We start from the raw sequence: 26,195 nt of genomic DNA, 5'->3' as shown, positions 1-26,195 counted from the left end.
GCGCGCACATTCGCACCGCGAACGATCGGGGGCGGCCTAGCCGCCCCCGATCGGCGTTTCCCGGCCGGAAACCGTAGTACAATGCGCGCGGGAAAGCTCAACCTGGAGGAACTATGACCGCGTCACCTACGTTCTATCATATCGGCTTTGGGCGCGACGACCTGGCCGATCGCCAGCCGACGCTCGCGCTGCTCTCGGGCGACCCCGACCGCGCCAGGCAGATCGCCGAGCGCCACTTCGCTGAGGTGCGCATGCTTTCCGAGCATCGCGGCCTGAATAGCTACCTCGGCACGCTGCCAAACGGCCGCGCGGCGCTCTCGTGCACCAGCGGCATGGGCGCGCCGTCGCTCAGCATTGTGGTGAACGAGCTGGTGCAGGTGGGCGTGCGCCAGATCATCCGCATCGGCACGTGCGGCTCGATCCAGGCGCATGTGCTGCCCGGCAGCGTGGTGATCTCGCGCGCGGCGCTGTGCCGCCAGGGCGCGGCGAACGATATCGCGCCGGCCGAGTACCCCGCCGCAGCCGATCCGTTTCTGACGGTGGCGCTGGTGGAGGCTGCGCGCCGCCTGGGCGTCGATCACCACCTGGGCATTACCGCCTCGGTCGATACGTTCTACGAGGGCCAGGAGCGCAGCGAGTCGGCGAACCCGCACCTGCTGCGCTCCTTGCGCGGCATCACCGAGGAGTACCGCCACCTGAATGTGCTGAACTACGAGATGGAGTCGGGCACGCTGTTTAAGATGGGCGGCGTGTATGGTTTCGCGGCGGCGTGCGTCTGCGGCGTGATCGCCCAGCGCACCAGCGGCGAGCAGGTAGTGCTCGAGCAGAAGGGCCAGGCGGTCGAGAATGCAATCGCCGTGGCGCTTGCCGCAGCCGCAGCAAGCTCCGTATAGCTCGTTCCGCCTCACACCATCCGAAAGGTTATTTCCATGGCGCATCTCCTCGAACCGACCCGCGCACCCGAGCATCGCTTCGCTTTCATCGGCGTGCCGCACGACGCCGCGACCAGCCTGGGCAACCCTGGCGGGCGCTTCGGGCCGCAGGCGCTGCGCGAGGCGCTGCGCGGCGTGTTTAGCTGGCGCCTGCAGAACGGCCGCCTGGCCGATATCGACGCCGGCGTGATCGACCTTTCGGCCGTCGAGGTGGCCGACTTTGGCGACGTGGCGCTGAGCTACCACGACACCGCCCTGACGGTCGAGCAGACCTACGCGGCGGTGCAGCGCGCGCTGGCCGAGGGTTACACGCCGCTGGTGGCCGGCGGCGACCACGGCATCACCTTTCCGCCGGTGAAGGCGCTGCACGACGCCACGCCCGGCAACATTGGCCTGATCCAGCTCGACGCGCACTGCGACCTGATGGACTTCTCCGATCGCCAGGGGCGCTTCTCGGGCAGCAGCGGCATGCGCCGCTCGGTCGAGCTCGAGCGGCTGGCGCCGGCGAATCTGGTGCAGGTGGGCCTGCGCGGCTACGCCACCGTCGAGCAGTTCGAGATCGGCCAGCAGCTTGGCGTGCGGCGGATCAGCGCCACGCGCTTTGCCGAGCTGGGCGCGCGCGCCGCCGCCGAGCAGGCGCTTGCGCTCGCCAGTGAAGGCGCCAGCGCGGTGTACCTGACGATCGACCTCGACGTGATCAACCCTGGCGAGGCGCCCGGCACCGGCTGGCCCGAGCCGGGCGGCCTGAGCGGCCAGCAGGTGATCGATTTCGTGCGGGCGGTGGCGCCGCGCATTGCCGCGCTCGACATCGCCGAGCTTAACCCGGTGTACGATACGCCGGCGCGCACCACTGCGCTGCTGGCCGCGCGGATCGTGCTCGATTTCATCACCACGCGCGTGCGCGCGGGGTAAGCACCACGCTGCGTTTGATCTTGATTTCTTTCTTTTAGGACGTATGCGGTTGGTGTGTTCAGCCTTCGGCAGAGCGGTACTCTTTTCCGTATTGTGTGCGTTTTTCGCGCTCCGCGGAAAACGCACACCAGACTATCTGCCGCCGCGGGCGGCATTGCCGCCTGCGAACCCACATACAGCAAATGATCAGCCGGGTGTAGCAATCAGGAGGATGTCATGGCGATCAAGACTGCCGATCTCTGCGACGCCCACGCCGACGAGCTGCAGGTTGCGGCTCCGCTGCTGCGCGACTACGGCGCCGCCGCGTTTGGCGGGCCGATCAGCACGGTGCAGGTGCTCGAGGACAATGTGCTGGTGCGCGCCGCGCTCGAGGAGCCCGGCAACGGCCGCGTGCTGGTGGTGGATGGCGGCGGCTCGCTGCGCTGCGCGCTGGTGGGCGATATGCTGGCCGAGCTGGGCGCGCGCAACGGCTGGGCCGGGGTCGTCGTCAACGGCTGCATCCGCGACGCGGCCGAGATTGCGCGCCTGCCGATCGGCGTGAAGGCGCTGGCCACCAATCCACTGCGCAGCGCCAAGCACGGCCAGGGCCAGCGCGACGTGCCGGTGACATTCGCGGGCGTGACGTTCGCGCCGGGCCAGTTTCTATACGCCGACGCCGACGGCATTGTCGTCGCGGCGCGCGCGCTGCCTAGCTAGCCCAATCGCAGGCTGGCGATTGCGCTTCGCGCTTGCTGGTACGGCGGACTTTTGGCTACAAAAAAAGCCAGCTACACGTAGCGCTTGAACCACGCCATGTAGCGCCGCAGCCGGTCGAGGTTGTGCGCGCGCTCGCGCAGGCCGTGTGGCTCGCGCGGATAGATCACCAGCTCGGTCGGCACGCCGCGATCCTTCAGCGCGCGGAAGAACTCGAAGCCCTGGCTGGGCGGTACGATCGTGTCGCTGTCGCCGTGCAGGATCAGCGTGGGCGTGCGCACGTTGTGGACATAATGGATCGGCGAGCGCTCGTCGTAGCGGCCGCCGGAGGCGAACGGGTCGGCGCGCAGGCCGATGCGATCCCACGCGCCAATTGCCGCCACGCCGTGAAACGAGCGCCAGTTGCAGATCCCCGCGCCCATGATCGCCGCTTTGAAACGGTCGGTCTGCGTCACCGCCCACGCGCTCATGAAACCGCCGTAGCTCCAGCCGCCGATCCCCAGCCGGTCGGCGTCGGCGATGCCCAGCGCCACCAGGTGGTCGACGCCGTCGATGATATCTTGGTAGTCGTGGCCGCCGTAGTCGCCGATGGTAGCCTCGGTGAACGCGACGCCCCAGCCGATGCTGCCGCGCGGGTTCGGCAGCAGCACGGCGTAGCCCGCGCCAGCGAACAGCTGCGGCGCGAGGCGCCCCGCGCCGTAGAAGCCGTGCATCCACAGCCAGGCCGGGCCGCCGTGCACCCAGACGATCAAGGGCGCGCGCTGGCCCTCGCGGTAGCCCACCGGCAAAATCAGCTGGCCCTCGATCGAATTGCCGTCGCGCGCGCGCCAGCGTAGCCGGCGCGTCGCGCCCAGGGCGTGCTGGCCGGCGAGCGGCTGCACGCTGCTGACCTGGCGCCACTCGGGCGGCGCGCCGTGGCTCGCGGCCCGGCCTACCCACACCTCTTGCGGGCTGGTGGCGTCCTCGCGCACCACCGCGAAGGCTGCGGCGTCGCGCGCGCGAAACTGGCCGGCGAAATGTTCGCAGAAACCGGCGGCACCACGCCACACCGTCGCGCGCTCGCCCGAGGTGTCGACCCAGCCGATCGCCGCTTCGCCCTCCTCAAATGCCATGTAGTCGAGCGCCGAGCCGTCGGGGCGCCACTGGATGGCCCAGACGCTGCCGCCATACTCGGGCGTGAGCCGGCGCGGCGGTGTCCCCGGCGCGTCGAGCGGCAGCAGCAGCACCTCGCCGCCGTTGATGCCGCGGTCGCTGAGGATGCACGAGAGAAACGCGACCGAGCGGCCGTCGGGGGCGACGCGCGGGAACGCGAACTGCTTCTCGGGCGCGCTGTAGAGCACTTCTGGCGTGCCGCCATTGGGGCCGACGCGCGCCAGCTTCGCGGTGAACCACGACCACTCGTATGGCTCGTCGCCAATCAGCAGCACGAAGCCGCCGTCAGGCGCCCACGCGAACTCCCACACCTGCACGTCGCCGGTGAAAGGCCGCGCGTCGCCGGTGGCCGCGTCGGCCAGCCACACGCGCCGCCAGCGGTGGTGCAGCTCGACTTCGATCGCGTCGTCGTGGGCTGCCACGCGCGCGCGCTGCTCGTCGCTCTCGGCGTCGGTCATCAGCAGCGCGATCTGGCTGCCGTCGGGCGACCATTCAAGCTCTTCCACTGGCGCGGGCAGGTGCGTAAGCTGGCGCGCCTCGCCGCCGCCAAGGTCGATCAGGTAGATCTGCGGCTGCCCGTCGGCGTGCCGGTCGGAAAGAAACGCCAGCGTGCGGCCGTCGGGGCTCCAGCGCGGCGCGGTGTCGGCGCGCGGCCCGCTGGTAAGCTGCCGCGCCGGCGCGCTGCCGTCGGCTGGCGCCAGCCAGATGCGCGTCTTCGGCGCGGCGGTGTCGGTGGTGAAATACTCGCCGGCGACAAACGCCACCAGCGTGCCGTCGGGGCTGATCTGTGCGTCGGCAAGCTGCGTGAACGCGGCCATTGCCTCGGGGGTGAGCGGCTGTTCGGCCATGGGCTTTCTTTCTAATAGGCTTTAGGACTTACACAGTTCGCGCCCTCAGCTTTCGGCAGAGCGGTACTCTTCTGCGTATCGTGTGCGGTTTTCCGCGCGCCGCGCGGAAAACCGCACACGGAAGATGAATAAGTACCATGCTGCCGCAGGCTCAATCTCGTCGCTTGAGGAAACCGAATGACGCACGTGCGTAACTCCTAAGGCTTTATCGGCAAAAGGGGAGCCGGAGGGGCTTTGCCCTCCGAACCTCCCTGGTGGGGCAAGATGGTTCAACTCCAGGGTTTCGGCTGGCTGCGCCAGCTATGTTGGCCCGCCGCCGGGGCGGATAAGCATATCGTTCACCTCGGCGGCAACGGCCGCGGCCGGCTTGGCGGCCAGCAGCCCGGCGAAGAGCGGCAGCTCGCCGGTTCGCAGAGCGTGCTCGGCGTACAGAAACATTGCCGCCGACCAGGCCTGCTGGGCGAAGCCCATGGGATGGCCCGTGACGCCGTGCATCCATTCGTTAAACTCCCACTCGCCGCCGATGCCCTGCCGTCCGGCGGCCGCCAGCCGCAGCAGCAGGCGCTCGGCCTCGGCGTGCCAGCCGTGGCGCACCAGCGCGGCCACGTGAAACCCGCCGATCATCGGCCAGATGCCGCCGTTATGGTACTGGTGCGGCACATTCAGGTTGCGGCTGCGGTAATACTCGCGCCAGTTGCTTTCGCCTGGGTAGATCGGCGGGTGGATGGCCTTGGTCGGGTAGGGCTCGTGCATTCCAACCTGGTGCATATAGCGCAAAATATGCTCGGCGCGGTGGCCGTCGGCCACGCCGGTGAGAATCGCCAGCAAGTTGCCAAGGCTGTCGCACCAGTCGCCGTACTCGCGAAACGCGACCCACGGCAAGTAGAACGGCCGGCTCGAAATCGTGCCGATATTGTGATACAGCATGTACCACTCGAGCCGAAACGACTTGAGGCGCTCGAGGTGCGCGGCGAAATGCTCGGCCACCCAGCAGCGGTCAATCCACATCAGCGAGTTAATGCGCTCGTGGATGCCGTAGGCATCGATCGCCAGATGGTGGGCGGCCTGCGCGGGCGGCAGCGCCTGCGCCAGCGCCGCGTGGGCCAGCGCGGCGGCGTAGAACAAAACATTATCGTAGAGCGTGTTGTAGCGCACCGCCAGCAAGTCCATCCAATCGCCGGCCTCGGGGATCTCGAGCAGCCCGCACTCATTCATGTCCTGATACTCAAGCCAGCGCAGCGCCCGGTCGATGCTCGGCCAGCTTTGCAGCAGGAATTCGGCGTCGGAAGTGATGCTGAAGTACAGGTAATGGCACAGGATGTACCACAAGTTCGCGTCGACGGCGCCGGCATTCTCGGTGCTGATGTAGCCAGTGTCGGGGTTGACGTTCAGTGGGATCAGGCCGCGCGGCGACTGGTGGGCGCGCAGCGTCTCGAGTGCGGCGCGCGCCGTGGCTAGCAGCAGTGGCTCGCGGCCGGCCACGGCGCCGAGGAAGATCACGCCATTGTCGCGCGCCCAGATCTGCGGGTAGCCTGCGGCGAGACCCGAGGCGCGAAAGCCAAGCGGCGTAGCGCAGCGCGACAGCACGTCGAGCGCGCGGTCGCGGGCTTCGTCGATCAGCGCGTGGCTATGCATAACCAGGCCACCTGTATACCGAGCGGCGCAACGCCCACGCCGTCGCCATCCACAAGGAGTATGCCCGAGCGCTCCTGGCCCGGCCAGGAATGCGCAATGTTTGCGGCGGCAATTGTACCGCCGCGCGCCGGACGTGAACATCTGACTACAAGATGATGCCATGATACCATAAAGGTAATAGCTCCAGCGTAGGAAACAAACCCCGCCGCCCGGCGAGCACGCTTTCCAGCGACGACAACCAAAACCGCCGGCCCGGCGCTGGCAATAAAAGCTGCTATACTGGCCGCAACATTGGCACGGAGGAGCCAGCCATGCCCAGCTACCTTGAATACCTCGCGCCGCGGCTCGACGCCGCCGGGCAGCTCAACGACAGCATCGGCATCCACGAAGGCCGGGTGATCTTTGCCGGCGAGGTCGACCTGCTTGAGCTTGTGGGCCGCTACGGCGCGCCGCTCGAGGTGTCGTTCTGCCCGCAGATCACGCGGCGGATCACGAGCATGCGCGCGCACTTCGCCCTGGCGCGCGAGCGCACCGGCTATCGTGGCGAGTTTGTGTACGCCTACGCCACCAAGGCAAACTTCGCCGAAGAGGTGGTGCGCAGCGCGCTCGACGCCGGCGCGCACTACGAAACTTCCTCGGCCTTCGACGTGCGGATCGCCCACCGGCTGTGGCGCGCCGGGCTGCTGCCGGCCGACCGCTTTATCTTCTGCAATGGCTCGAAGGAGCCGCCGTATATCGCGGCCATCCGCGAGCTGCGCGAGGCCGGCTTCGCGCGCGTGGTGCCGATCCTCGACGACCTCGAGGAGTTCGAGCAGCTGGCCGGCTGCGCCGCGCCGCTGCTGCTGGGCGTGCGCGAGCGCAAAGACGCCGGCGACATGGCCGCAGGCATCACCTACGGCTACGACCGCTTTGGGATGGCGCCGGACGAGCTTGATCGGCTGGCGGCGCGCGTGGCCGGCACGCCGCACACGCTGGCGCTGTACCACGCGATGGTCGGCAGCCAGCTGCACGACCAGGAGTTCTGGCTCGGCGAGGTGCGCGAGTCGCTGGCGGGCTACGCGCGCCTGCGCGAGCGCGCCCCGTCGCTGAGCTACTTCAACTTCGGCGGCGGCATGCCCACCGGCGCGTACGACATCGGCTTCCGCTTCGACTACGCCGGCTTCGCCGAGCGGCTGCTGCGCGAGGTGGCGGGCTGGTGCGGCGCGCGCGGCATCGCGCAGCCGCACCTCGTGGGCGAGTTCGGGCGCTACAGCGTGGCCGACCACGGCGTGCATATCTTTGAGGTGGGCCGGGCGAAGCCGGGGCAGCCCGGCAAGCCGCCGTGGTACCTGCTGAACGGCAGCCTGATGGTGGCGCTGCCGGATATTCTGATTGTCGCGGGGCAGCACTTCATCTGCCTGCCGCTGAACCACCTCGGCGCGCCGGCCGTGCCGGTGGTGCTGGGCGGCCGGCGCACCTGCGACTCCGACGACTTCTACCCGCGCGGCGATACCGAGCTGGTGCTGCCGCTGATAGCCGGGCAGGGCCTGGGTGCGGGCGCGCAGCCCGCCGGGCCGCTGTATATCGCCTTCTTCGGCACCGGTGGCTACCAGGCGATGCTGGCGGGCGAGGGCGGCGCGCATCACTGCCTCGCCCCGGAGGCGCCTAAGCTGATCATCGAGGACCGCGCGGGCGAGCGCAGCACGCGGCTGGTTGGGGAGCAGAGCTGGGAGGATGTGTTGAATGAGCTTGGGTACAGTGCGGGGTGAGGTGGGGCCTGCGCGGCCCCGCGCCCCGCTCGTTCCAGGCTGCTTCGGGGCCTGCGCGGCCCCGCACCCTGCGGCAGGGGTGCGACGGCACCCCTGCACCCCCGTTTGGGGCTTCGCCCCAAGCCCCGTTAAAGAATACCGCCTCGGTTGCAGCCTCGGTGGTGCATGCCTCGTGGCATAGAAGCATGTGATGGTTTGCCCTGAGGCGTGCCTCGCGGCGCGGCGGGATGTGATGGTTTGCCCTGAGGCGTGCCTCGCGGCGCGGCGGGATGTGTCGGTTTACCCTGAGGCATGCCTTGTGGCACGGCGGGATGTGTCGGTTTGCCCTGAGGCATGAGCGTAGGCATTGCCACTGGTACGGCCTTTCCCGTAGGGCGCGCATCGTGCGCGCCTTCTCCCTCTCGGGCTGGGCGTGCCCCGCTCGCTCGTTCCAGACTGTTTCGGGGGCTGGGCGTGCCCCGCTCGCTCGTTCCAGACTGCTTCGGGGCCTACGCGGCCCCGTGCCCCGCGGCAGGGGTGCGACGGCACCCCTGCACCCCGCCGCTGGGGCGCTGCCCCAAGCCCGGTTAAAGAATACCGCCTCGGTTGCAGCCTCGGTGGTGCATGCCTCGTGGCATAGAAGCATGTGATGGTTTGCCCTGAGGCATGCCTCGTGGCAAGAAGCATGTGATGGTTTGCCCTGAGGCATGAGCGTAGGCATTGCTTGCTGGCACATCCTTCGTTCCCGTAGGGCGCATCGTGCGCGCCTTCTCCCTCTCGGGTGGGCTGCGGCGCTGCACCGTGGGCATCGCGGCACTATTCTTGCGCATCCGCTCGCCATACTGAAGCAGATTGTGAGAGTGACAGACTATGCGCCAAGTGAGGTTGGGGGCTTTGCTGGCTCTGCTGGTGGGCGCACTGCTGTGGCCCGCCGCGCCGGGCGCGCGCGCCGCTGGCGAGGCTGGCTTCATCGACTTCTCGTTCTTCGTGGCGGCTCGCGGCCAGCCCAATGTCGACGCGGTGACCACGCCCAGCGCCGAGAAACCCCAGAGCAAGCTGTGGTACAACGACGGCCGCTGGTGGGCCGACCTCGTGAGCCCGGCCGCCAGGGCGCACCGCATCTTCGCGCTCGACCGCGCCACGCAGCAGTGGGTCGATACCGGCACGCGCCTCGACCCGCGCCTGCAGACGAAGTCGGACTGCCTGTGGGACGGCGCGCACCTGTATGTTGTCTCTGGCGGCGGCCTCGAGTCGACTGGCGCCGACCTTGATGCGCAGCTGTTTCGCTACAGCTACGCCAACGGCGCCTACAGGCTCGACTCGGGCTTCCCGGTGACGGTGCGCCGGGGCGGCGCCGAGGCGATCGTGATCGACAAAGACACCAGAGGTACGCTGTGGGTCGCGTATACCCAGGGCAACACGGTGTTTGTCAACAGCAGCGCCGGGGCCGACAACAAGTGGGGCTCGCCGCTCGCGCTGGCGCCCGCGCAGACCAACGGCACGGTCACTACCGATGATATCGCCTCGCTGGTGGCCTACGGCGGCAAGATCGGCGTGCTGTGGAGCAACCAGAACGATGGCGGCTTCTACTTCGCCAGCCACGCCGACGGCACGCCCGCGAACCGCTGGTCGGGCGCGACGGTCGCGCGCAGCCCCGGCCTCGCCGACGATCACATCAGCCTCAAGGCGCTGCAGTCCGGCGCGACAGGCACGCTGTATGCCGCAGTGAAAACCTCGCTCACCCAGCCCGGCGAGCCGTCGATCCTGCTGCTGGTAGGCAGGCCCCAGGCCAGCGGCGATGTGGCGTGGGCGACTGTGCTGGTAAGCGCAGTCAGCGCGAACCAGACGCGGCCGATGGTGATGCTCGACAGCACGAACCGGCAGGTGTATGTGATCCTGGCCGACGAGAGCGGCGGCAGCATCTACTACAAATCGGCGAGCCTCGACGGGCCCGCGTTCGACCCGAACAGCAAGGGCCAGCTGCTGATCGGCAGCGCGCGTGCGCCGTTTTTGAACAACGCGACCTCGAGCAAGCAGAGCGTGAACGGCGCGACCGACTTGGTGGCGCTGGCGAGCTACGATAACTTCGCGCGCCCCAGCGCCAGCCCGGCCACGACGGATGTGTACGCTCACGGAGTGATCGACCTGGCCGGAGGCGCCCCGCCGAGCAGTTGGGTGTTTGTGCCGCTGGCACGGCGCTAGCACGGGAGCGTTGAAGCGGGGAGCGGGGGAGCGTTGGAGCGGAGAGCGCAGACACCGCCCTGCGCGTATATCTCAGGGCAAACCCACACCCGTACCCGTGCCACGAGGCATGCGCCACCGGCGTCGCGAGAGCTGCCGCAGGGTGCGGGGCCGCGTAGGCCCCGACAGCTTTCGCAGGGGCAAGAGTGTGGCGCGCACGATGCGCGCCCTACGGGAAAGGCCGTGCCAGCGTCAGCGCCATACGCTCATGCCTCAGGGCAAACCCATACGTGCTTCTGTGCCGCGAGACACACCTCAGGGCGAACCATCACATGCTTCTGTGCCACAAGGCATGCACCACCGAGGCTGCAACCGAGGCGGTATTCTTTAACGGGGCTTGGGGCGAAGCCCCAAACGGGGGTGCAGGGGTGCCGTCGCACCCCTGCCGCAGGGAACGGGGGCGCGCAGCCCCCGAACGCCCTCGCCGGGAACGGGGCCGCGCAGGCCCCGAAGCAGTCTGGAACGAGCAGGGCGAGCCCCGGCCCATCCGAGATGAAGAAGGCGCGCACGATGCGCGCCCTACGGGAAAGGCCGTGCCAGCGTCAGCGCCATACGCTCATGCCTCAGGGCAAACCCATACGTGCTTCTGTGCCACGAGATACACCTCAGGGCGAACCATCACATGCTTCTGTGCCACGAGGCATGCACCACTAGCATGGCAAATGAGGCGGCATTCTTTTGTGGGGCCTGGGGCATCGCCCCAGCGGGAGTGCAGGAGGCCGGCGGCGGCCTCCTGCCGCGGGGCGCGGGGCCGCGCAGGCCCCGAAGTAGTTTCGAGCGAGCAGGCCCTCAGGCTGCCGCCGGCCCATCATAGCGGCGCAGCTCAGCATAGCGCCACGCCACCCAGCCCACCATTGCCACGCACAGCGCGCCCCCGAGGAACACTGCCGCCGGCCCGCCGATCAGGCTCGCCGCAATGCCCGACTCTAGCTCGCCGAGCTGTGGCCCGCCCGCGAAGAACACCATGTTCACCGCAGTCATGCGGCCGCGCAGGTCGTCGGGAGTCATCAGCTGGCGGATGGTGCCGCGGATCACCATGCTCACCGTGTCCGAGGCGCCGGTGCCGGCCAGCGCCAGCAGCGTGAGCGGCAGCCAGCGCGAGATGCCGAACACGGCGGTGCACACGCCGAAGATCGCGATCGACCAGAACAGCACCGGCCCCTGCCTGCGGATGGTGGCCGAGGCCAGCGCCGTCGCCGCCAGCACCGCGCCGACCGACGGCGCGGCGTACATCCAGCCCAGCTCGATCGCCCCGACGTGGAGCACCTTGTCGGCGAACAGCGGCAGCAGCGTCAGCGCCGCGCCGAAGAACGTGGCGAAAAAGTCCAGCAGCATGGTCGAGGCGATCAGCGGCGTGCGGAACACAAAGCGCAGCCCCTCGAGCGCTGCCGCGAGCGTGACCGGCTGGCTTGCGCGCGGCGCGGCGCGCGAGCGCATAAGCAGCAGCGCCAGCAGCACCGCCAGAAACGAAGCCGCGTCGATCCAGTACACCGGCGCCACGCCGCCCCACGCAATCAGAATGCCGGCCAGCGTTGGCCCGACGATCGTCGCTAGCTGCCAGGCGATGATGTTCAGGCTCAGCGCGTTTGGCAGGATCTCGGCGGGCACCAGGCTTGGTATCAGCGCCTGGCGCGCCGGCATCTCGAACGCACCGACCACCGCCGCCAGGATGACCATCGCGTAGACGATCCACAGCGGCGGGCTGGCCAGCCCGCTCGCCAGCGCCAGCACCGCCGACGATACCAGCGCGCCGATCGTGGTGAGCATCAGCAGCGAGCGCCGGTCGGCGCGGTCGGCCACGAGCCCGCTCACCAGCGCGGTGGCCACGATCGGCACGGCGCGCGCCAGCCCGATCAGCCCGAGCGCCAGGGCCGGGTCGATCGCCGCGCCGCGCTTGGCGAGCTCGTACACCTGCACGTTCACCGCGACAATGCGCATCTGCGAGCCGGCGATCGACACCAGCTGCCCCAGCCAGAGCAGCCGGAAGTCGCGGTAGCGCAGCGCCGCCAGCGGCGCGAGCCGGCTTACGACAGCCGGCGAAGAAGGGGTGGTTCCCATAGTTGGCGAAAGCTCCTCAGAGCGGATCCATAGCGGCATATCATACCAAATTCGGGCAGAGAATGATACGATGCGGCGCGATGTTCCAGGCCAGGTGCTATAATTCCAGCGCCTTCAAGCCAGCCGGAGGATCGCATGTACCACCCAACCACGCGCGTGCTCACAGTGCTCGAGCTGCTGCAGTCGCACGGCCGTATGAGCGGGCCGGATCTGGCGGCGCGGCTCGAGGTGAATGTGCGCACCATCCGGCACTACATCGCCATGCTGCAGGATCTAGGCATCCCGATCGAGGCCGAGCGCGGCCGCGCCGGGGCCTACCGGATGCGGCCGGGCTTCAAGCTGCCGCCGCTGATGTTCACCGAGGACGAGGCCGTGGCGCTGACGCTGGGGCTGCTGGCGGCGCGCCGGCTTGGGCTGGCCGCCGCCGCGCCGGCCACCGAAGGCGCGCTGGCGAAGGTCGAGCGCGTGCTGCCCGAGGGGACGCGCGCGCGCGTGCAGGCGCTTCAGCACGCGCTGCGGCTTGAGTTCCCCATGCTCTACAATGCCCCCGACAGCGCGGTGGTAGTGACGTTCAGCACCGCAGTGCAGCAGCGCCGGCGCGTCGAGTTTGGCTATCGCTCGTGGCGCGGCGAAGACACCGAGCGCGCGATCGATCCCTACGGCGTGGTGTACTATGGCGGGCGCTGGTACGCCGCCGGCTTCTGCCAGCTGCGGCGCGGCCTGCGCGCCTTTAGGCTCGATCGCGTGCGCCGCGCCAGGCTGCTCGACGCCACCTTTACGCCGCCGAGCGATTTCGACAGCCTGGCGTTTGTTGTGCACTCGCTGGCCACGACGCCGGGCGACTGGGCGATCGAGGTGCTGCTGCAGACCGATCTGGAGACTGCGCGCGGGCGCGTGCCCGAGACGCTTGCTACGCTCGAGCCTACCGCCGAGGGGGTGGTGCTGCGCTGCAATGTGCAGAACCTCGACTGGTTTGCGCATTTCCTGGCCGGCCTGCACTTTCCGCTGGTGGTGCGCCAGCCGTCCGAGCTGCGCGCCGAGCTGCGCGCGCTGGCCGAGCGCGTGGCAGCGCTTGCCGCCGCCGAGGAGCCTGCCGAGCTTGCCGCGAATGCGTAGGCGCGCACGGCGCCGTTGATCGGCTGCACTGCGCCGTTGATCGGCTGCACGGCGCCGTTGAGCGGCTGCATTGCGCCGTTGATCGGCTGCACGGCGCCGTTGATCGGCTGCATTGCGCCGTTGATCGGCTGCATTGCGCCGTTGATCGGCTGCATTGCGCCGTTGAGCGCCGTCGGCAGGTGCGCGAGGCCGATCGGGGCGCGCAGGCCCGAGCCGCATCTTGCAGTATAATACACGCCACGATCACCACAAAAGGAACCCCATGAGCTACGACCGCCAGTTCGGCTTCAATACGCGCGCGCTGCACGCCGGGCAGCGCCCCGACGCGGCCACTGGCGCGCGCGCCGTGCCGATCTACCAGACGACCTCGTACGTATTCGAGGACACCGAGCACGCCGCCAACCTGTTCAACCTCCAGCGCTTCGGCAACATCTACACCCGGATCATGAACCCGACCACCGCCGTGCTTGAGGAGCGCATCGCCGCGCTCGAGGGCGGCGTGGGCGCGCTTGCGGTGGCGTCGGGCCAGGCCGCCCAGCTGATCGCGCTGGCCGGGCTGCTCGAGGCCGGCGACGAGATCGTGGCCGCCAGCACGCTCTACGGCGGCACCTACACCCAGCTCGACGTCAGCTTGCGGCGCTTTGGCATCAATACGACGTTTGTCGACCCGGAGGACCCCGAGAATTTTCGCCGCGCGATCACCCCGCGCACCAAAGTGCTCTACGGCGAGACGATCGGCAACCCGCGCATCAACGTGCTCGACATCGCGGCGGTGGCCGGCGTAGCCCACGACGCCAACATCCCGCTCATGATCGACAACACCTTCGCCTCGCCATACCTGTGCCGCCCGATCGAGCACGGCGCCGACATCGTCGTGCACTCGGCAACCAAGTTTATCGGCGGGCACGGCACCAGCATTGGCGGCATCATCGTCGACTCGGGCCGCTTCGACTGGGGCAAGGGCGCGTTTCCGCAGCTGCTCGAGCCGAGCAAGGGCTACCACGGCATCCGCTTCTACGAGACGTTCGGCGACTTCGCGTTTATTATGAAGGCGCGCGTCGAGGGCCTGCGCGACCTCGGGCCGGCGCTCAGCCCGTTCAACGCCTTTCTGTTCCTCCAGGGCGTCGAGACGCTGGGCCTGCGCATGGAGCGCCACGTCGCGAACGCCCGCGCGGTCGCCGAGTTCCTGGGCGCGCACCCGAACGTGCAGTGGGTAAACTACCCCGCGCTGCCCGGCAGCCCGTACCAGGCGCTGGCCGCGCGCTACCTGCCGCGTGGCGCCGGGGCGATCATGACCTTCGGCATCGCCGGCGGGCTGGCCGCCGGGCGGCGCTTCATCGAGGGCCTGCAGCTGTTCTCGCACCTCGCCAACGTCGGCGACGCCAAGAGCCTGGTGATCCACCCGGCCAGCACGACCCACCAGCAGCTCAGCGAGGCCGAACAGCGCGCCGCCGGCGTGCAGCCCGAGATGATCCGGCTCTCGATTGGGCTGGAAGATAGCGACGACCTGCTCTGGGATCTCGACCAGGCGCTGCGAGCGAGCAGCTCGAGCGTTTGAAGAAATGGGTTCGCAGGTTGCGTTTTCAGGACGAGGGACGAGGGACGAGGGACGAGGGACGAGGGACGAGGGACGAGGGACGAAGGATGAAGGATGAAGGACGAGGGACGAAGGATGAAGGACGAGGGACGAGGGACGAAGGATGAAGGACGAGGGACGAAGGATGAAGGACGAGGGACGAAGGACGAAGGAAGAAGGAAGAGGGAAGAGGGAAGAGGGAAGAGGGAAGAGGGATCGCGCTGATTCGTCTTCCATACTTTCGTCAGTGGAAGTTTGTTGCCTAAAGAGGAAATCATGCTCGACTTTACCCCGGTTCGCAAGCGCGAGAAGACCATGCTGCAGCTGGCCGAGGGCCTGACGCTCGACGACCTGCGGCGCCTGACGAACGAGATGATCGACACCATGCTCGGCTATATCGCCGAGTCGACCGACGCCGACGTGCAGGCGCCCATCCCCGACCCCGACGCCAACGACACTTTCGCCAGCAACCCCGACGACGTGCTTATCTCGTGGACGCTCGGCCACGTGATCGTGCACACCACTGCCTCTGCCGAGGAGTCGGCGGCGCTGGCGGCCGAGCTGGCGCGCGGCGTCGAGTTTCACGGCCGGTCGCGCAGCGAAGTGCCCTGGGAGCAGGTCACAACCATCGCGCAGTGCCGCGCGCGCCTCGAGGAAAGCCGGCGCATGCGCCTGGCCAGCCTGGACATGTGGCCCGACGAGCCGCACCTCGCGAACAGCTACGAGCCGTACGCCGGGGTCGGGCAGTACAACGCGGTGGCGCGCTTCATCGGCGGCCTCTCGCACGACGACGCGCACCTCGGCCAGATCGAGCGGCTGGCGCGCGAGGCACGGGCGCTGCGGAGCTAGCGCCGACCAAGTTCGTCACCAAGGCGCGAGAAAGCTTCGCGCTCTCGCGCACGAGACCATGGACACCGCTGTCGTGCTGAACCAAGCGAAGCATCTCTATGTGGCGTCGCTGTATCGAGGAGATGTTTCGCTTCGCTCAACATGACAAGGACTTACGCAGTTGCGTTGTTCGGCTCTCGAAGTAGTGCATTTCGCCTGCGCAGCGTGGTGCTTGCTGATCATTGTGTCCATTTTCCGCGCGGAGCGCGGAAAATGGACACCTCAAGATGTAAAGTACCGCTCTGCCGAAGGTGTGTAGTATGAGCAATCTCCCAATGCCGACCGGCGCGGTCAGCTCGAGCTCGCCGGTGGCGCAGACGCCCTACGCCACCACCGCGTTTCAGCGGCTGCGCATCCTCGAAACCTACCGCACGATCGCGATGGTCGGGCTCTCGTCGAACCCGTTCCGCCCGAGCCACTTCGCGGCGATCTACATGCTCGCCGAGGGCTACCGCGTGATCCCGGTGAACCCGCGCGAGCAGGCCATCCTTGGCCAGCCAAGCTACCCATCGCTGCGCGCCATCCCCGGCCCGGTCGAGATCGTCGACATCTTTCGCGAGCCGTCGGCGGTTCCCGCGATCGTCGAGGAGGCGATTGCGGTCGGCGCGAAGGTGGTGTGGATGCAGCTCGGCGTGATCAACCTGGCCGCAGCCGAGCGCGCGCGCGCGGCCGGCCTGGAGGTCGTGATGGACGCGTGCGTCAAGATCGAGCACGCGCGCTTCTTCGGCGGCCTGAACACGATCGGCCTGAACACCGGCGTGATCAGCGCGCGGCGGGCTCGCCACAGCAGCGCGCGGAGCGATTAAGCGCAGAGCAATCTACCCAAGAGGAAAAGTATGCCACGCTATTTCATTGGCATCGACGTCAGCACCACCGCGTCGAAGGCGCTGGCGATCGACGAGAGCGGCACGGTGGTGGCTAGCCACGGCGAGGCGCACGAGCTTTCGACGCCGCGCCCGCTCTGGTCGGAGCAGGACCCGCGCCAGTGGTGGGCGGCGACGTGCGCGAGCTTGCGCGCGGTGCTGCAGCAGATCAGCGCCGACGACGTGGCCGCGGTGGGGCTCACCGGCCAGATGCACGGCCTGACGCTGCTCGACGCCGGCAACCAGATCCTGCGGCCGGCGATCCTCTGGAACGACCAGCGCACCGGCCCGCAGTGCGCGGCGATCACCGAGCAGGTGGGCGCCGAGTGGCTGTACGAGCATATTGGCAGCCTGATGCTGCCGGGCTTCACTGCGCCCAAGATCGCCTGGGTGCGCGAGCACGAGCCCGAGGTGTTCGCGCAGGCCGCGCACATCCTGCTGCCGAAGGACTACGTGCGCCTGCTGCTCACCGGCGCGTATGTCACCGATGTGTCCGACGGCTCGGGCATCGCCCTGATGGACATCGGCCGCCGAACCTGGTCGGACGAGCTGCTGGCCGCGCTCGACATCCCGCGCGCGCTGCTGCCCGAGCTGTGCGAAGGCCCCGAGGTGTGCGCGCGCGTCAGCGCGGCCGGCGCCGAGGCCACCGGGCTGCGCGCCGGCACGCCGGTAGTCGGCGGCGCGGGCGACCAGCCGGCCACCGCGATCGGCAGCGGCATCCTGCGGCGCGGCCAGACCAGCATCACCGTCGGGACGTCGGGCGTGGTGTTTACCGCCAACGACCAGTACCAGCCCGAGCCTGACGGCCGGCTGCACACGTTCTGCCACGCCGTGCCGGGCCAGTGGTTCCACATGGGCGTGATGCTCAGCGCGGCCGGCGGCATGCGCTGGCTGCACGATGCAGTGGCCGCCGGCAGCAGCTACGATCAGCTGAGCGACCTGGCTGCGGCGGTGCCGCGCGGCGCCGACGGCCTGGTGTTTGTGCCGTACCTGACTGGCGAGCGCCACCCGCACCCCGACCCGCTGGCGCGCGGCGCGTTTGTGGGCCTGACGCTACGCAGCGGCCTCGGCCAGCTGGTGCGCAGCGTGATGGAGGGCGTGGCGTTTGGCCTGCGCGATAACCTCGAGCTGCTGCGCGGCCTCGGCGTAGCCCCGGCTACCGCCGCCATCAGCGGCGGCGCGTCGCAAAGCCCGGTCTGGCGCCAGATCCTCACCGACATCGCCGGCATCCCGCTGTACACGATCAACAGCAGCGAGGGCGCGGCGCTCGGCGCAGCGATACTTGCCGCCGTCGGCGCGGGCGCCTGGCCCGATGTGCCGAGCGCCTGCAACGACTTGATCCGCCAGGTTGACGTAACACACCCCGCCGCGGCCGGCGTCGCCGACTACGAGCGGCTCTACCCGATCTACCGCGGGCTCTACCCGGCGCTGCGCCAGTCGTTTGCGGAGCTGGCCGCGTTCGAGGGGTAGCAAGAAGATATACATAACCACCAAGACACCAAGGCGCCAAGATTGAGAAAATATTTCCAAATCTTTGTGTCTTGGTGTCTTGGTGGTTAATCCTTTGGTGACGAAAGGAGAAACGATGCGCTATACCATCCGGCGCATCTCGGTGGGCTCAGCGCTGCGCACGGCGCTGCTGCTCGGCTGGCTGGTGGCGCTGTGCCCGGCGCTATGCCTTGCCGGCGTGGCGCTGCAGGTGCTGCGGCGCGTCAGCGCGGCGCTCGGCCAGATCCAGGCGTTTGACATAAGCGTGCTGGGCCAGCGCATTGCGACGATCGACCTGGTGGCGCTGCTTGGGCTCAGCGGCGCGGCGCAGACAACCGCGCAGCTCGCGGGCCGCGCCGGCGCGACGTTCGCGCTGTTTGCGCTGGTGCTGACGCTGGCGGGCGCGGCGGTGTTCGTGGGGGCGGCGCTGCTATGCAGCGTGGGCTACAACCTGCTGGCGCGCCTCGCCGGCGGCATTGAGGTCGAGCTGCGCGAGCCGCGCTAGCGCAGCTTGGTGCGGGCAACTGCGATGGGGGTGTATAGCCGCACGCTTGCGCCTACAGCTCCCACTCACGAAACTGCTTTGTTTCCTCCATGTACATCCAACCGCTCATGTCCGGCGGCTCGAGGCCCAGCTGCGTGATAATCGCCGAGATCTGGGTGCGGTGCTCGGTTGAGTGCGTGAGCGACTGCATCAGCAGGCTCGCCAGCGGGTACTCGACGGCCGATTTGTCGTCGCGCTCCTGCACCAGCGTGCCGGTGCGCGCGGCGAGCGCCAGCTGCAGCAGCTCGTCGCTGGCCCAGCGCGCCACGTCCTTCAGCAGATCGAAGCTCGCCGCCTGCCCGCGCACGAGCGGCCGCGCCGGCAGCCTGCCATTCGTGCGCTCGACATAGCTCTGCTCGGCGCCAACGATATGGATCAGCGTGTCGCGGATGGTGCCGAAGCTGCCAATCGCGGTTGTATCGAGCTGCGCGTCGCTGAGCTGTTCGCAGAATGCGAGCAGCTTCAGGTTTGCCCAGGCGTTATGCGCGAACAGCGTCGCCAGCACGCTTGCGCCGCCGCTGGAGTTCTCGGTCATGCGGATCCTCCTTTGCTAAGCCATCAAAGCGGTACTTTACATCTTGAGGTGTCCATTTTCCGCGCGCAGCGCGGAAAATGGACACACAATGATCGCCAAGTACCACGCTGCCGCAGGCGAAATGCACTGCTTCGAGAGCCGAACAACGCAACTGCGTATGTCCTAAAAGACGTGGCACGAGCTCTGTGGCGCGGCAGCGGGTGCTGGTTTGCCCTGAGGCATGAGCACCAGGCGCCAATGCAGGCACAGCGCTCCGCGCTACCCAGCCTCAACCTGCTCTTCCTCGCGGCGGAACTGGCTCATATACAGGTCGTAGTAGGCGCCACGGTGCGCCAGCAGCTCGTCGTGGCTGCCGCGCTCGATGATCTGGCCGTCCTTCAGCATCAGCACCTGGTCGGCGTGGCGAATGGTGCTGAGCCGGTGCGCGATCACAAAGCTGGTGCGGCCTTCGAGCAGCTGGTCGAACGCGCGCTGGATCAAGCGCTCGGTGCGCGTGTCGACGCTGCTGGTGGCCTCGTCGAGGATCAGGATGCGCGGGTTGGCCAGCGCCGCGCGCGCGATCGAGATCAGCTGGCGCTGGCCCTGGCTCAGGCCGCTGCCGCGCTCGCCCAGCACCGTCTGGTAGCCGTCGGGCAGCCGCTCGATAAACGTGTCGGCCGAGGCCAGCCTGGCTGCGGCGATCACCTCGTCGTCGGTGGCGTCGAGCCGGCCATAGCGGATGTTGTTCATCACCGTATCGGAGAACAGGAAGCTATCTTGCAGCACGATGCCGATCTGGCCGCGCAGGCTAGCGCGCGTCACGTCGCGCACGTCGATGCCGTCGATCGTCACCGCGCCGCCCGTCACATCGTAGAAGCGCGGCAGCAGGTTGATGATCGTGGTCTTGCCGGCGCCGGTCGGCCCGACGATCGCCACCATCTGGCCCGGCTCGGCCACAAACGAGATGCCCTTCAGCACCTGGGGCGTGGCGCCGGCGGCGGGCGCGGTGCCGGTAGCGCCGGCTGCCGGAGCATAGCTAAATGACACATCCTCGAACGCCACGTGCCCCTGGATCGGCGGCATCGCGCGGGCGCCGGGCCGGTCGGCGATGTCGGGCTCGACGTCGAGCAGGCCGAAGATCCGCTCGCCGCCGGCGATCGCGCTCTGCACGTTCGTCCACATCACCGCGATCTGCTGGATGGGCTGGTTGAAGCGCTGCACGTACTGCAGGAACGCGAACACCACGCCCAGCGAGATCGCGCTGCCGCCGAACAGCGGCTGACCGCGCAGCAGCGAGAGCCCGCCCACCACCACCACGATCGCCAGCGCCACGTAGCCCAGCGCCTCGAGCACCGGGTTCAGCGCGGTGGTGAAGCTGGCCGCGCGCACGTTCGCGTCGCGGTTGGCGGCGTTGGCGCGCCGGAACTGCTCGATGCTCTCGTCCTCGCGGTTGAACGCCTGCACCTCGCGCACGCCGGCGATGCTCTCCTGCAGCCCGGCGTTCACATTGCCCATCTCGCGGCGGCTCTGCCGAAACGCCTTGCGCGCCTGGTTCGAGAAGTAGAACGTGGCCAGCGCCATCACCGGCACCACGCTCAGGCTCAGCAGCGCGTAGGACACATTCGCCTGGAGCATCTTGACGATGATCCAGACGATCAGCAGCGCGCCGCTCAGCACGTTGATCAGCGCGAAGCCCAGCGCCTGCTGAATCGTGTCGGTGTCGCTGGTGATCCGGCTCATGACGTTGCCGGCCTCGTTCTGGGCGTAGTAGCCAAGCGACAGGCGATGGATCTGGTTGAACAGATCCTCGCGGATCTGCCGCAGCGCGCGCTGGCCCGACCAGTTCATCGAGTAGAACGACAGGCCGCCGAAGATCGAGCCGGCGACGAACAGCGCCAGCAGGATGCCCACCAGGCCGAGCAGGCCGGCCACGCGCGCGTCGGCGCTGGCGTTGGCGCTGGCGCTGGTGTACCAGCAGCTCGCCGGCTGCGGGAACAGGTAGCAGTCGACGGCCTGGCCGATCAGGTCAGGCGCCGTCACCTGCGTCCAAGTCGACGCGACGATCATGGCAAGCGCCAGCAGCGCGCCGGGCCAGTATTTCCGAAAGTACTCGCCGAAGCGCCCCAGCGTGGCAAAGGTGTTCTTGGGCTTGGATACCTCGGTATTCAGCAGGCGGCCGGGTCCGCCGGGTCCTCCCATCATAGCATTCGCTCCGCTATTTCTTTCGGGCGGCGCGGCTGCCAGCCGCGCCGCCCAATGATCTTCGCTACGTGTATGCCTGCGGCAGCAAGATCTTTGTGTATGGTTTTCTGCGCGAAGCGCAGAAAACCACGCACTGCTCAACAATCAGCCGGGCGCCGAGCGGGCGCGGCCGGCCGCTACACCGCAGGCGCGGTGGCGGCGTCGCCCACCAGCTGCGAGCTATAGATCTCGGCGTAGATCGGGCTGTTCTCGATCAGCTCGGCGTGGGTGCCGCGCGCCACGATCTGGCCCTTCTCGAGCACCAGGATCTGGTCGGCGTTCAGCACCGTGCTGATGCGCTGGGCGATCACAAAGCTGGTGCGGCCGCGCATCAGGTTGTCGAGCGCGCCCTGGATCTTCTGCTCGGTCTGCAGATCGACGCTGCTGGTCGAGTCGTCGAGGATCAGGATGTGCGGGTCGAGCAGCAGCGCGCGGGCGATCGCCACACGCTGCTTCTGGCCGCCCGAGAGCGTCGTGCCGCGCTCGCCCACGGGCGTATCGTAGCCCTGCGGGAAGCCCATGATGAAATCGTGGGCGGCGGCGGCCCTGGCGGCGGCCTGCACCTGCTCGATCGACGCGTCGGGCCGGCCGAAGGCGATGTTGTCGCGGATCGTGCCGCTGAACAGGTTGGTTTCCTGCAGCACAATGCCGATCTGGCTGCGCAGGCTATCGATCGTGACATCGCGCAGGTCGTACCCGTCGATCAGGATCGCGCCGTCGCTCGCGTCGTAGAAGCGCGGGATCAGGTTGATGATCGTCGTCTTGCCGCTGCCGGTAGCCCCGAGCAGCGCGATCGTCTGGCCCGGCTCGGCGGCGAAGCTCACTTCCTTCAGCACCGGGTCGCCGCTGCCGAAGTAGCGGAAGGTGACATTGTTGAACTCGACGCGGCCGACGATCGGCGGCAGCGCGAGCGCGCCGGGCTTGTCGACGATATCGCTCTGCGAGTCGAGGATCTCGAAGATCCGCCCGGCCGACGCGCCGGCCTGGGCCATCAGCGAGATGATAAAGCCGAGCTGGCCGAGCGGGAAGAACACATAGATCAGGTACAGGCTGAACTTCTGGTACTCGCCCAGGTTCAGCGTGCCGGCGATGATCTGCTTGCCGCCGAAGTACAGGATCACCGCCTGGCCGATCTGCGCGATCAGGAACACCACTGGGAACAGAAACGCGAACGTGCGGCTGACCTTCAGCTGCTGCTCCATGAGCGAGGTGGCGGCGCGGTCGAAGCGCTGCTCCTCGTACGGCTCGCGCGTAAACGCCTTCACCACCTTGATGCCGGCGAGGTTCTCTTGCAGGATGGTGTTGAGCGCCGAGAGCCGGCGCTGCACCTCGCCGAACAGCGGCTGGCTGACCGCGCCAAAGATCATGAACAGCACCAGCGCCACCGGCAGCGTCGGCAGGACCCACAGCGTCAGGCGCCAGTTGGTGATGAACAGGATGATCAGCGCGGCGCCGAGCAGCAGAAACGCCTGCGCCGTCAGCACCAGGCCCTGGGCGATAAACATGCGTACCTTTTCGACATCGTCGGTGGCGCGGATCATGAGCTGCCCGGTCTGGTTGCGGTCGTAGTAGCTGAACGACAGGCGCTGCACCTTGGCAAAGATCTCGTTGCGCAGGTCGAACGCCAGGCCCTGCGACGTTTTCTCGGCCATAAACGCCTGCACAAACGAGAACACGCCGCGCATCACCGCGAACGCCACAATGATCAGCGCCGCGTTGAACAGCAGCCCCTCGGCGCCCGACTGGTCGAGCTTGAGCTGGTCGAGGGTCGTGCCGGCGCGCTGGGCGGCCGCGCCCTGGAACTGCGCGGGCACCTGGGTGAGAATAATGTTCGCGAGCGCGCCCTTGGTGACGGCGTCGATCATATTTTGCACCAGCTGCGGCACCGCGAGCTGGGCGATCGTAGCGACGATCAGCGCGCCGTAGGCGAAGATCGCCGTGCGCTTCTGGCGCAGCAGGTAGCGCATGGCGCGCCCAAGGCCGCGGTTGCGCGGGCCGCGCTCGCGGCTGCGTCCGCCCGATTGTGGGCGTGCGGGGGATGCTTGCACGATAGGGTTCTCCTCTTGAACTGGGCTACGCGGGGCCGTGCAGCGTCGTGACGGCGCGCTCGAGCAGATCGATAAACAGCAGCTGCTCGTCGGGCGACAGCCCCTCGAGCAGGCGCTCCATGCCGGCGAGCTGATCCTGGTAGATCTCGTGCAGCAGCGCGCGCCCCGGCTCGGTGAGCGAAAGCAGCGCCACGCGGCTGTCGTCGGCGTGCGGCTGGCGCGCGATCATGCCGGCGGCGAGCAGCCGGCGCGTCAGCGCCGTCACCGAGGGCGGCGTCAGGCACAGCTGCTCGGCCAGGTCCTTCATTGCCAGCTGCGGCTGGGCCGCGAGCAGGTGCAGCGCGCGCAGGTGCGAGAACGAAAGGTTCAGCTGGTGCATGCGCGCGATCGCCGGGCTGTGCTTGCTGGCGCGCATCTGCTCGAAGAGCCGCAGCAGCCGCTGCGCGTTGGAAGAGGTGGTTTTCATGGTGCCTGGTGGCTTCCTATTAGTTAGTAAAACTAACTATCGGTATGATAGCACATGTTGGGCGCTTGTCAATCTCTATTTGATCTATTTGTTTAGGATTTACGCCGTTGCGTTGTTCGGCTTCCCGAAGCTGTGTATGGCGCCTGCGGCAGCATCGTGTGTCCATTTTCCGCGCGGAGCGCGGAAAATGGACACATCCAAAAGGAAAGTACCATAAAGCAGGCGATCAGCCCTGGAGCGCAGCCGAAGACGCGCGCGGCGTCCGGCATTGCCGGACGCCGCGCAGCAAGCACAAGCAGGCGATGGGATCAGGCCTCTTGGTCGGCCCAGGCCATGTAGCTTTCGAGCGAGCCGTTGAAGTAGACGTGCACCACCTGGTTGTGCGTCACGCGGCTGAGCGCGTCCCACACCTCGGCGTCGTCGGTGCTGTGCACCACCAGCATACCCTGCTCGGGCGCGAACTCATCTTCGCCGGGGGGAATGACGAAGCCCAGCCACTCGCCGGGGTAGCGCGCCTCGACTGCGGCGATCGGCTCGACGCGGCCCTTCTCGACCATGCCGGTGTACGGGCAGCCGCAGGTGCAGTTTACGCCGCAGCCCTCGTGGGTGCCGCACTGCATGCTCGTGCCGCCGTGCTCGGCAGTGGTCAGGTTGATCATGACTGGCATAGGATTCCTGCTGTGTTTGTCCTATTGTACCAATTCGCTTGATTACTGACGTTTTGGTGGGGTTTGGGGGTGGCTTCGCCGCCCCCAAATTTCTTATTGTGTGGCACTCCGTGGCTTCGCCACGGAGTGCCACACAATCTCTACGTGATCAAGCGAACAGCGTATTAGATATGGATCGCGGCGCCCTCGGCGGCGGCGTGCTCGGCCTCGCCCAGCGCCTCGTACAGCGTCGGGTGGGCGTGGATGGTGCGCATGAGCGACTCGGCGGTAGCCTCGTGCGAGAGCGCCACGCCGCCCTCGGCGATCAGCTCGGTGGCGTGCGGGCCGATGATATGGATGCCCAGCACCTCGTCGTACTTCGCCTCGGATACTACCTTGATGAAGCCGTTGCGCTGGCCGAGGATCGTGGCCTTGCCGTTGGCCGAGAACGGGAACTTGCCGATCTTCACGTCGTAGCCCTGCTCGCGCGCCTGCGCCTCGGTCAGGCCGACGCTGGCGATCTCGGGGTTGCTGTAGGTGCAGCCCGGCACCTTGCGGTAGTCGATCGGCGGCGCGTGGTGCCCAGCGATCAGCTCGGCCGCCAGGATGCCCTCGGCCGAGGCCTTGTGGGCCAGCCAGGGCGTCGTCACCGCCACGTCGCCGATCGCGTAGATGCCGGGCACATTGGTCTTCATGCTGGCGTCGACCTTGACGAAGCCGCGCGGGTCGAGCTCGACGCCCAGCTCTTCAAGGCCCAGGCCCTTGGTGTTTGGCGCGCGGCCGATGCCCAGCAGCAGGCGCTCGGCGGTGAGGCTCTGCTCTTTGCCGTCGGCGTCGGTGAACGTGGCCGTCACCTGGCCCTCGCCTTTGTCGATCTTGGTCAGCTTGGCGCCGGTGAACGCCTTGATGCCGCGCTTATTGAAGGCACGCGCCAGCTCGGCGCTGATCTCCTCGTCCTCGACGGGCACGAGCCGCGGCAGCGCCTCGATGATCGTCACCTGCGCGCCGAAGGCGCGGAAGGCCGACGCGAACTCGACGCCGATCGCGCCGGCGCCGACGATGATGATCGACTTGGGCACGGCCGGCAGGGCCAGCGCGCCGGTCGAGGAGATGATCAAGTCTTCGTCGAACACGCCGCCGACCGGCGGCAGCGCGCGCGGCTGCGAGCCGGTGGCGATGATGATATTCTTCGCGCTGACGCGGGTTTCTTTGCCATCGGCGCCGGCGACGACGACCGTATTGCGGTCGGCCAAGCGCGCGGTGCCGTTGATCTGGTCGATCTTGTTCTTTTTCATCAGAAAGCCGACGCCGCCGGTCATCTGCTTGACGACCTTTTCTTTATATTTGATCACCCCGGCCCAATCGACCTCGGCCTGCGGGATGATAATGCCGAACTGCTTGCTGTCGCGCGCCTCTTCGAGCAAATCGGCGCTGTGGAGTATCGCCTTGGTGGGGATGCAGCCAATATTCAAGCACACGCCGCCCCAGTACTCGCGCTCGACCACTGCGGTTTTAAGCCCCAGCTGGGCGCTGCGAATCGCGGCGACATAGCCGCCCGGCCCGGCGCCGATCACCACAACATCATACTGCGTGTCGCTCACGGATG

General features: G+C 67.8%; 20 protein-coding genes. 11 read left to right on the top strand and 9 right to left on the bottom strand.

The annotated features are described in order from the left end of the window. The first annotated feature begins 113 nt into the window (after positions 1-113). From U0177_RS09145 to rraA, 3 genes are all read left to right on the top strand, one after another. Positions 114-893 carry a nucleoside phosphorylase gene (locus U0177_RS09145; RefSeq protein WP_409570307.1) on the top strand — a complete coding sequence of 260 codons (780 nt, stop codon included), beginning with the start codon at positions 114-116 and terminating at the stop codon, positions 891-893. A gap of 36 nt (positions 894-929) precedes the next feature. Then, on the top strand, positions 930-1,844 hold the full coding sequence (locus U0177_RS09140; protein ID WP_409570306.1) for an arginase family protein: 915 nt from the start codon (positions 930-932) through the stop codon (positions 1,842-1,844). Positions 1,845-2,060: 216 nt separating this feature from the next. Beyond that, positions 2,061-2,540 carry a ribonuclease E activity regulator RraA gene (rraA, locus tag U0177_RS09135; protein WP_409570305.1) on the top strand — a complete coding sequence of 160 codons (480 nt, stop codon included), beginning with the start codon at positions 2,061-2,063 and terminating at the stop codon, positions 2,538-2,540. A gap of 71 nt (positions 2,541-2,611) precedes the next feature. Here the strand turns inward: rraA and U0177_RS09130 are convergent, their stop codons facing one another. Together U0177_RS09130 and U0177_RS09125 are read right to left on the bottom strand one after the other, a co-directional pair. Beyond that, positions 2,612-4,537 carry a S9 family peptidase gene (locus U0177_RS09130; protein WP_409570304.1) on the bottom strand — a complete coding sequence of 642 codons (1,926 nt, stop codon included), beginning with the start codon at positions 4,535-4,537 and terminating at the stop codon, positions 2,612-2,614. A 300-nt stretch (positions 4,538-4,837) separates the two neighbouring features. After that, positions 4,838-6,172, bottom strand: a complete 1,335-nt coding sequence (locus tag U0177_RS09125) for an amylo-alpha-1,6-glucosidase (RefSeq protein ID WP_409570303.1) — start codon at positions 6,170-6,172, stop codon at positions 4,838-4,840. A 311-nt stretch (positions 6,173-6,483) separates the two neighbouring features. Here U0177_RS09125 and U0177_RS09120 point away from each other — a divergent pair, with 311 nt between their 5' ends. Beyond that, complete coding sequence (locus tag U0177_RS09120; RefSeq protein ID WP_409570302.1) at positions 6,484-7,920, top strand: arginine decarboxylase; 1,437 nt, start codon at positions 6,484-6,486, stop codon at positions 7,918-7,920. Positions 7,921-8,793: 873 nt separating this feature from the next. Further along, positions 8,794-10,101 carry a hypothetical protein gene (locus tag U0177_RS09115; RefSeq protein WP_409570301.1) on the top strand — a complete coding sequence of 436 codons (1,308 nt, stop codon included), beginning with the start codon at positions 8,794-8,796 and terminating at the stop codon, positions 10,099-10,101. Between the two features lie 828 nt (positions 10,102-10,929). Here U0177_RS09115 and U0177_RS09110 read toward each other — a convergent pair. Continuing rightward, positions 10,930-12,198, bottom strand: a complete 1,269-nt coding sequence (locus tag U0177_RS09110; RefSeq protein ID WP_409570300.1) for an MFS transporter — start codon at positions 12,196-12,198, stop codon at positions 10,930-10,932. Between the two features lie 135 nt (positions 12,199-12,333). On the opposite strand from U0177_RS09110, the gene U0177_RS09105 reads away from it, so the two are divergent. From U0177_RS09105 to U0177_RS09080, 6 genes are all read left to right on the top strand, one after another. Continuing rightward, positions 12,334-13,314, top strand: a complete 981-nt coding sequence (locus U0177_RS09105) for a helix-turn-helix transcriptional regulator (protein WP_409570299.1) — start codon at positions 12,334-12,336, stop codon at positions 13,312-13,314. A 262-nt stretch (positions 13,315-13,576) separates the two neighbouring features. After that, positions 13,577-14,872 (top strand): O-acetylhomoserine aminocarboxypropyltransferase, encoded by a 1,296-nt coding sequence (locus tag U0177_RS09100; RefSeq protein WP_409570298.1) that lies wholly within the window; start codon positions 13,577-13,579, stop codon positions 14,870-14,872. Positions 14,873-15,166: 294 nt separating this feature from the next. Beyond that, the gene (locus U0177_RS09095; protein ID WP_409570297.1) at positions 15,167-15,739 is read left to right on the top strand and encodes a DinB family protein; all 573 of its coding nucleotides are present in this window, start codon (positions 15,167-15,169) and stop codon (positions 15,737-15,739) included. Between the two features lie 299 nt (positions 15,740-16,038). Continuing rightward, complete coding sequence (locus tag U0177_RS09090) at positions 16,039-16,584, top strand: CoA-binding protein (protein WP_409570296.1); 546 nt, start codon at positions 16,039-16,041, stop codon at positions 16,582-16,584. A gap of 30 nt (positions 16,585-16,614) precedes the next feature. Continuing rightward, a complete protein-coding gene (xylB, locus tag U0177_RS09085) occupies positions 16,615-18,111 on the top strand; it encodes a xylulokinase (protein ID WP_409570295.1) in 1,497 nt (498 codons plus the stop codon). A gap of 115 nt (positions 18,112-18,226) precedes the next feature. Next, the gene (locus U0177_RS09080; protein WP_409570294.1) at positions 18,227-18,634 is read left to right on the top strand and encodes a hypothetical protein; all 408 of its coding nucleotides are present in this window, start codon (positions 18,227-18,229) and stop codon (positions 18,632-18,634) included. A 52-nt stretch (positions 18,635-18,686) separates the two neighbouring features. Here the strand turns inward: U0177_RS09080 and U0177_RS09075 are convergent, their stop codons facing one another. From U0177_RS09075 to lpdA, 6 genes are all read right to left on the bottom strand, one after another. After that, a complete protein-coding gene (locus U0177_RS09075; protein WP_409570293.1) occupies positions 18,687-19,208 on the bottom strand; it encodes a DinB family protein in 522 nt (173 codons plus the stop codon). A gap of 258 nt (positions 19,209-19,466) precedes the next feature. Next, positions 19,467-21,389, bottom strand: coding sequence for an ABC transporter ATP-binding protein (locus U0177_RS09070; RefSeq protein WP_409570292.1), 1,923 nt, complete (start codon positions 21,387-21,389; stop codon positions 19,467-19,469). 176 nt (positions 21,390-21,565) lie between these two features. Then, positions 21,566-23,395: an ABC transporter ATP-binding protein gene (locus U0177_RS09065; protein WP_409570408.1), complete on the bottom strand. Its 1,830-nt coding sequence runs from the start codon at positions 23,393-23,395 to the stop codon at positions 21,566-21,568. A 106-nt stretch (positions 23,396-23,501) separates the two neighbouring features. Beyond that, complete coding sequence (locus U0177_RS09060) at positions 23,502-23,942, bottom strand: MarR family winged helix-turn-helix transcriptional regulator (RefSeq protein ID WP_409570291.1); 441 nt, start codon at positions 23,940-23,942, stop codon at positions 23,502-23,504. A 308-nt stretch (positions 23,943-24,250) separates the two neighbouring features. Beyond that, positions 24,251-24,610, bottom strand: a complete 360-nt coding sequence (locus U0177_RS09055) for a hypothetical protein (RefSeq protein ID WP_409570290.1) — start codon at positions 24,608-24,610, stop codon at positions 24,251-24,253. A 164-nt stretch (positions 24,611-24,774) separates the two neighbouring features. Continuing rightward, the gene (gene lpdA, locus U0177_RS09050) at positions 24,775-26,190 is read right to left on the bottom strand and encodes a dihydrolipoyl dehydrogenase (RefSeq protein WP_409570289.1); all 1,416 of its coding nucleotides are present in this window, start codon (positions 26,188-26,190) and stop codon (positions 24,775-24,777) included. Positions 26,191-26,195: the final 5 nt, after the last annotated feature.

It is taken from the genome of Kouleothrix sp., assembly GCF_046328425.1.
Classification (GTDB): domain Bacteria; phylum Chloroflexota; class Chloroflexia; order Chloroflexales; family Roseiflexaceae; genus Kouleothrix.
Note: the sequence above shows the minus strand (reverse complement) of the source record. Positions and strands in the feature narration are given on the sequence as shown.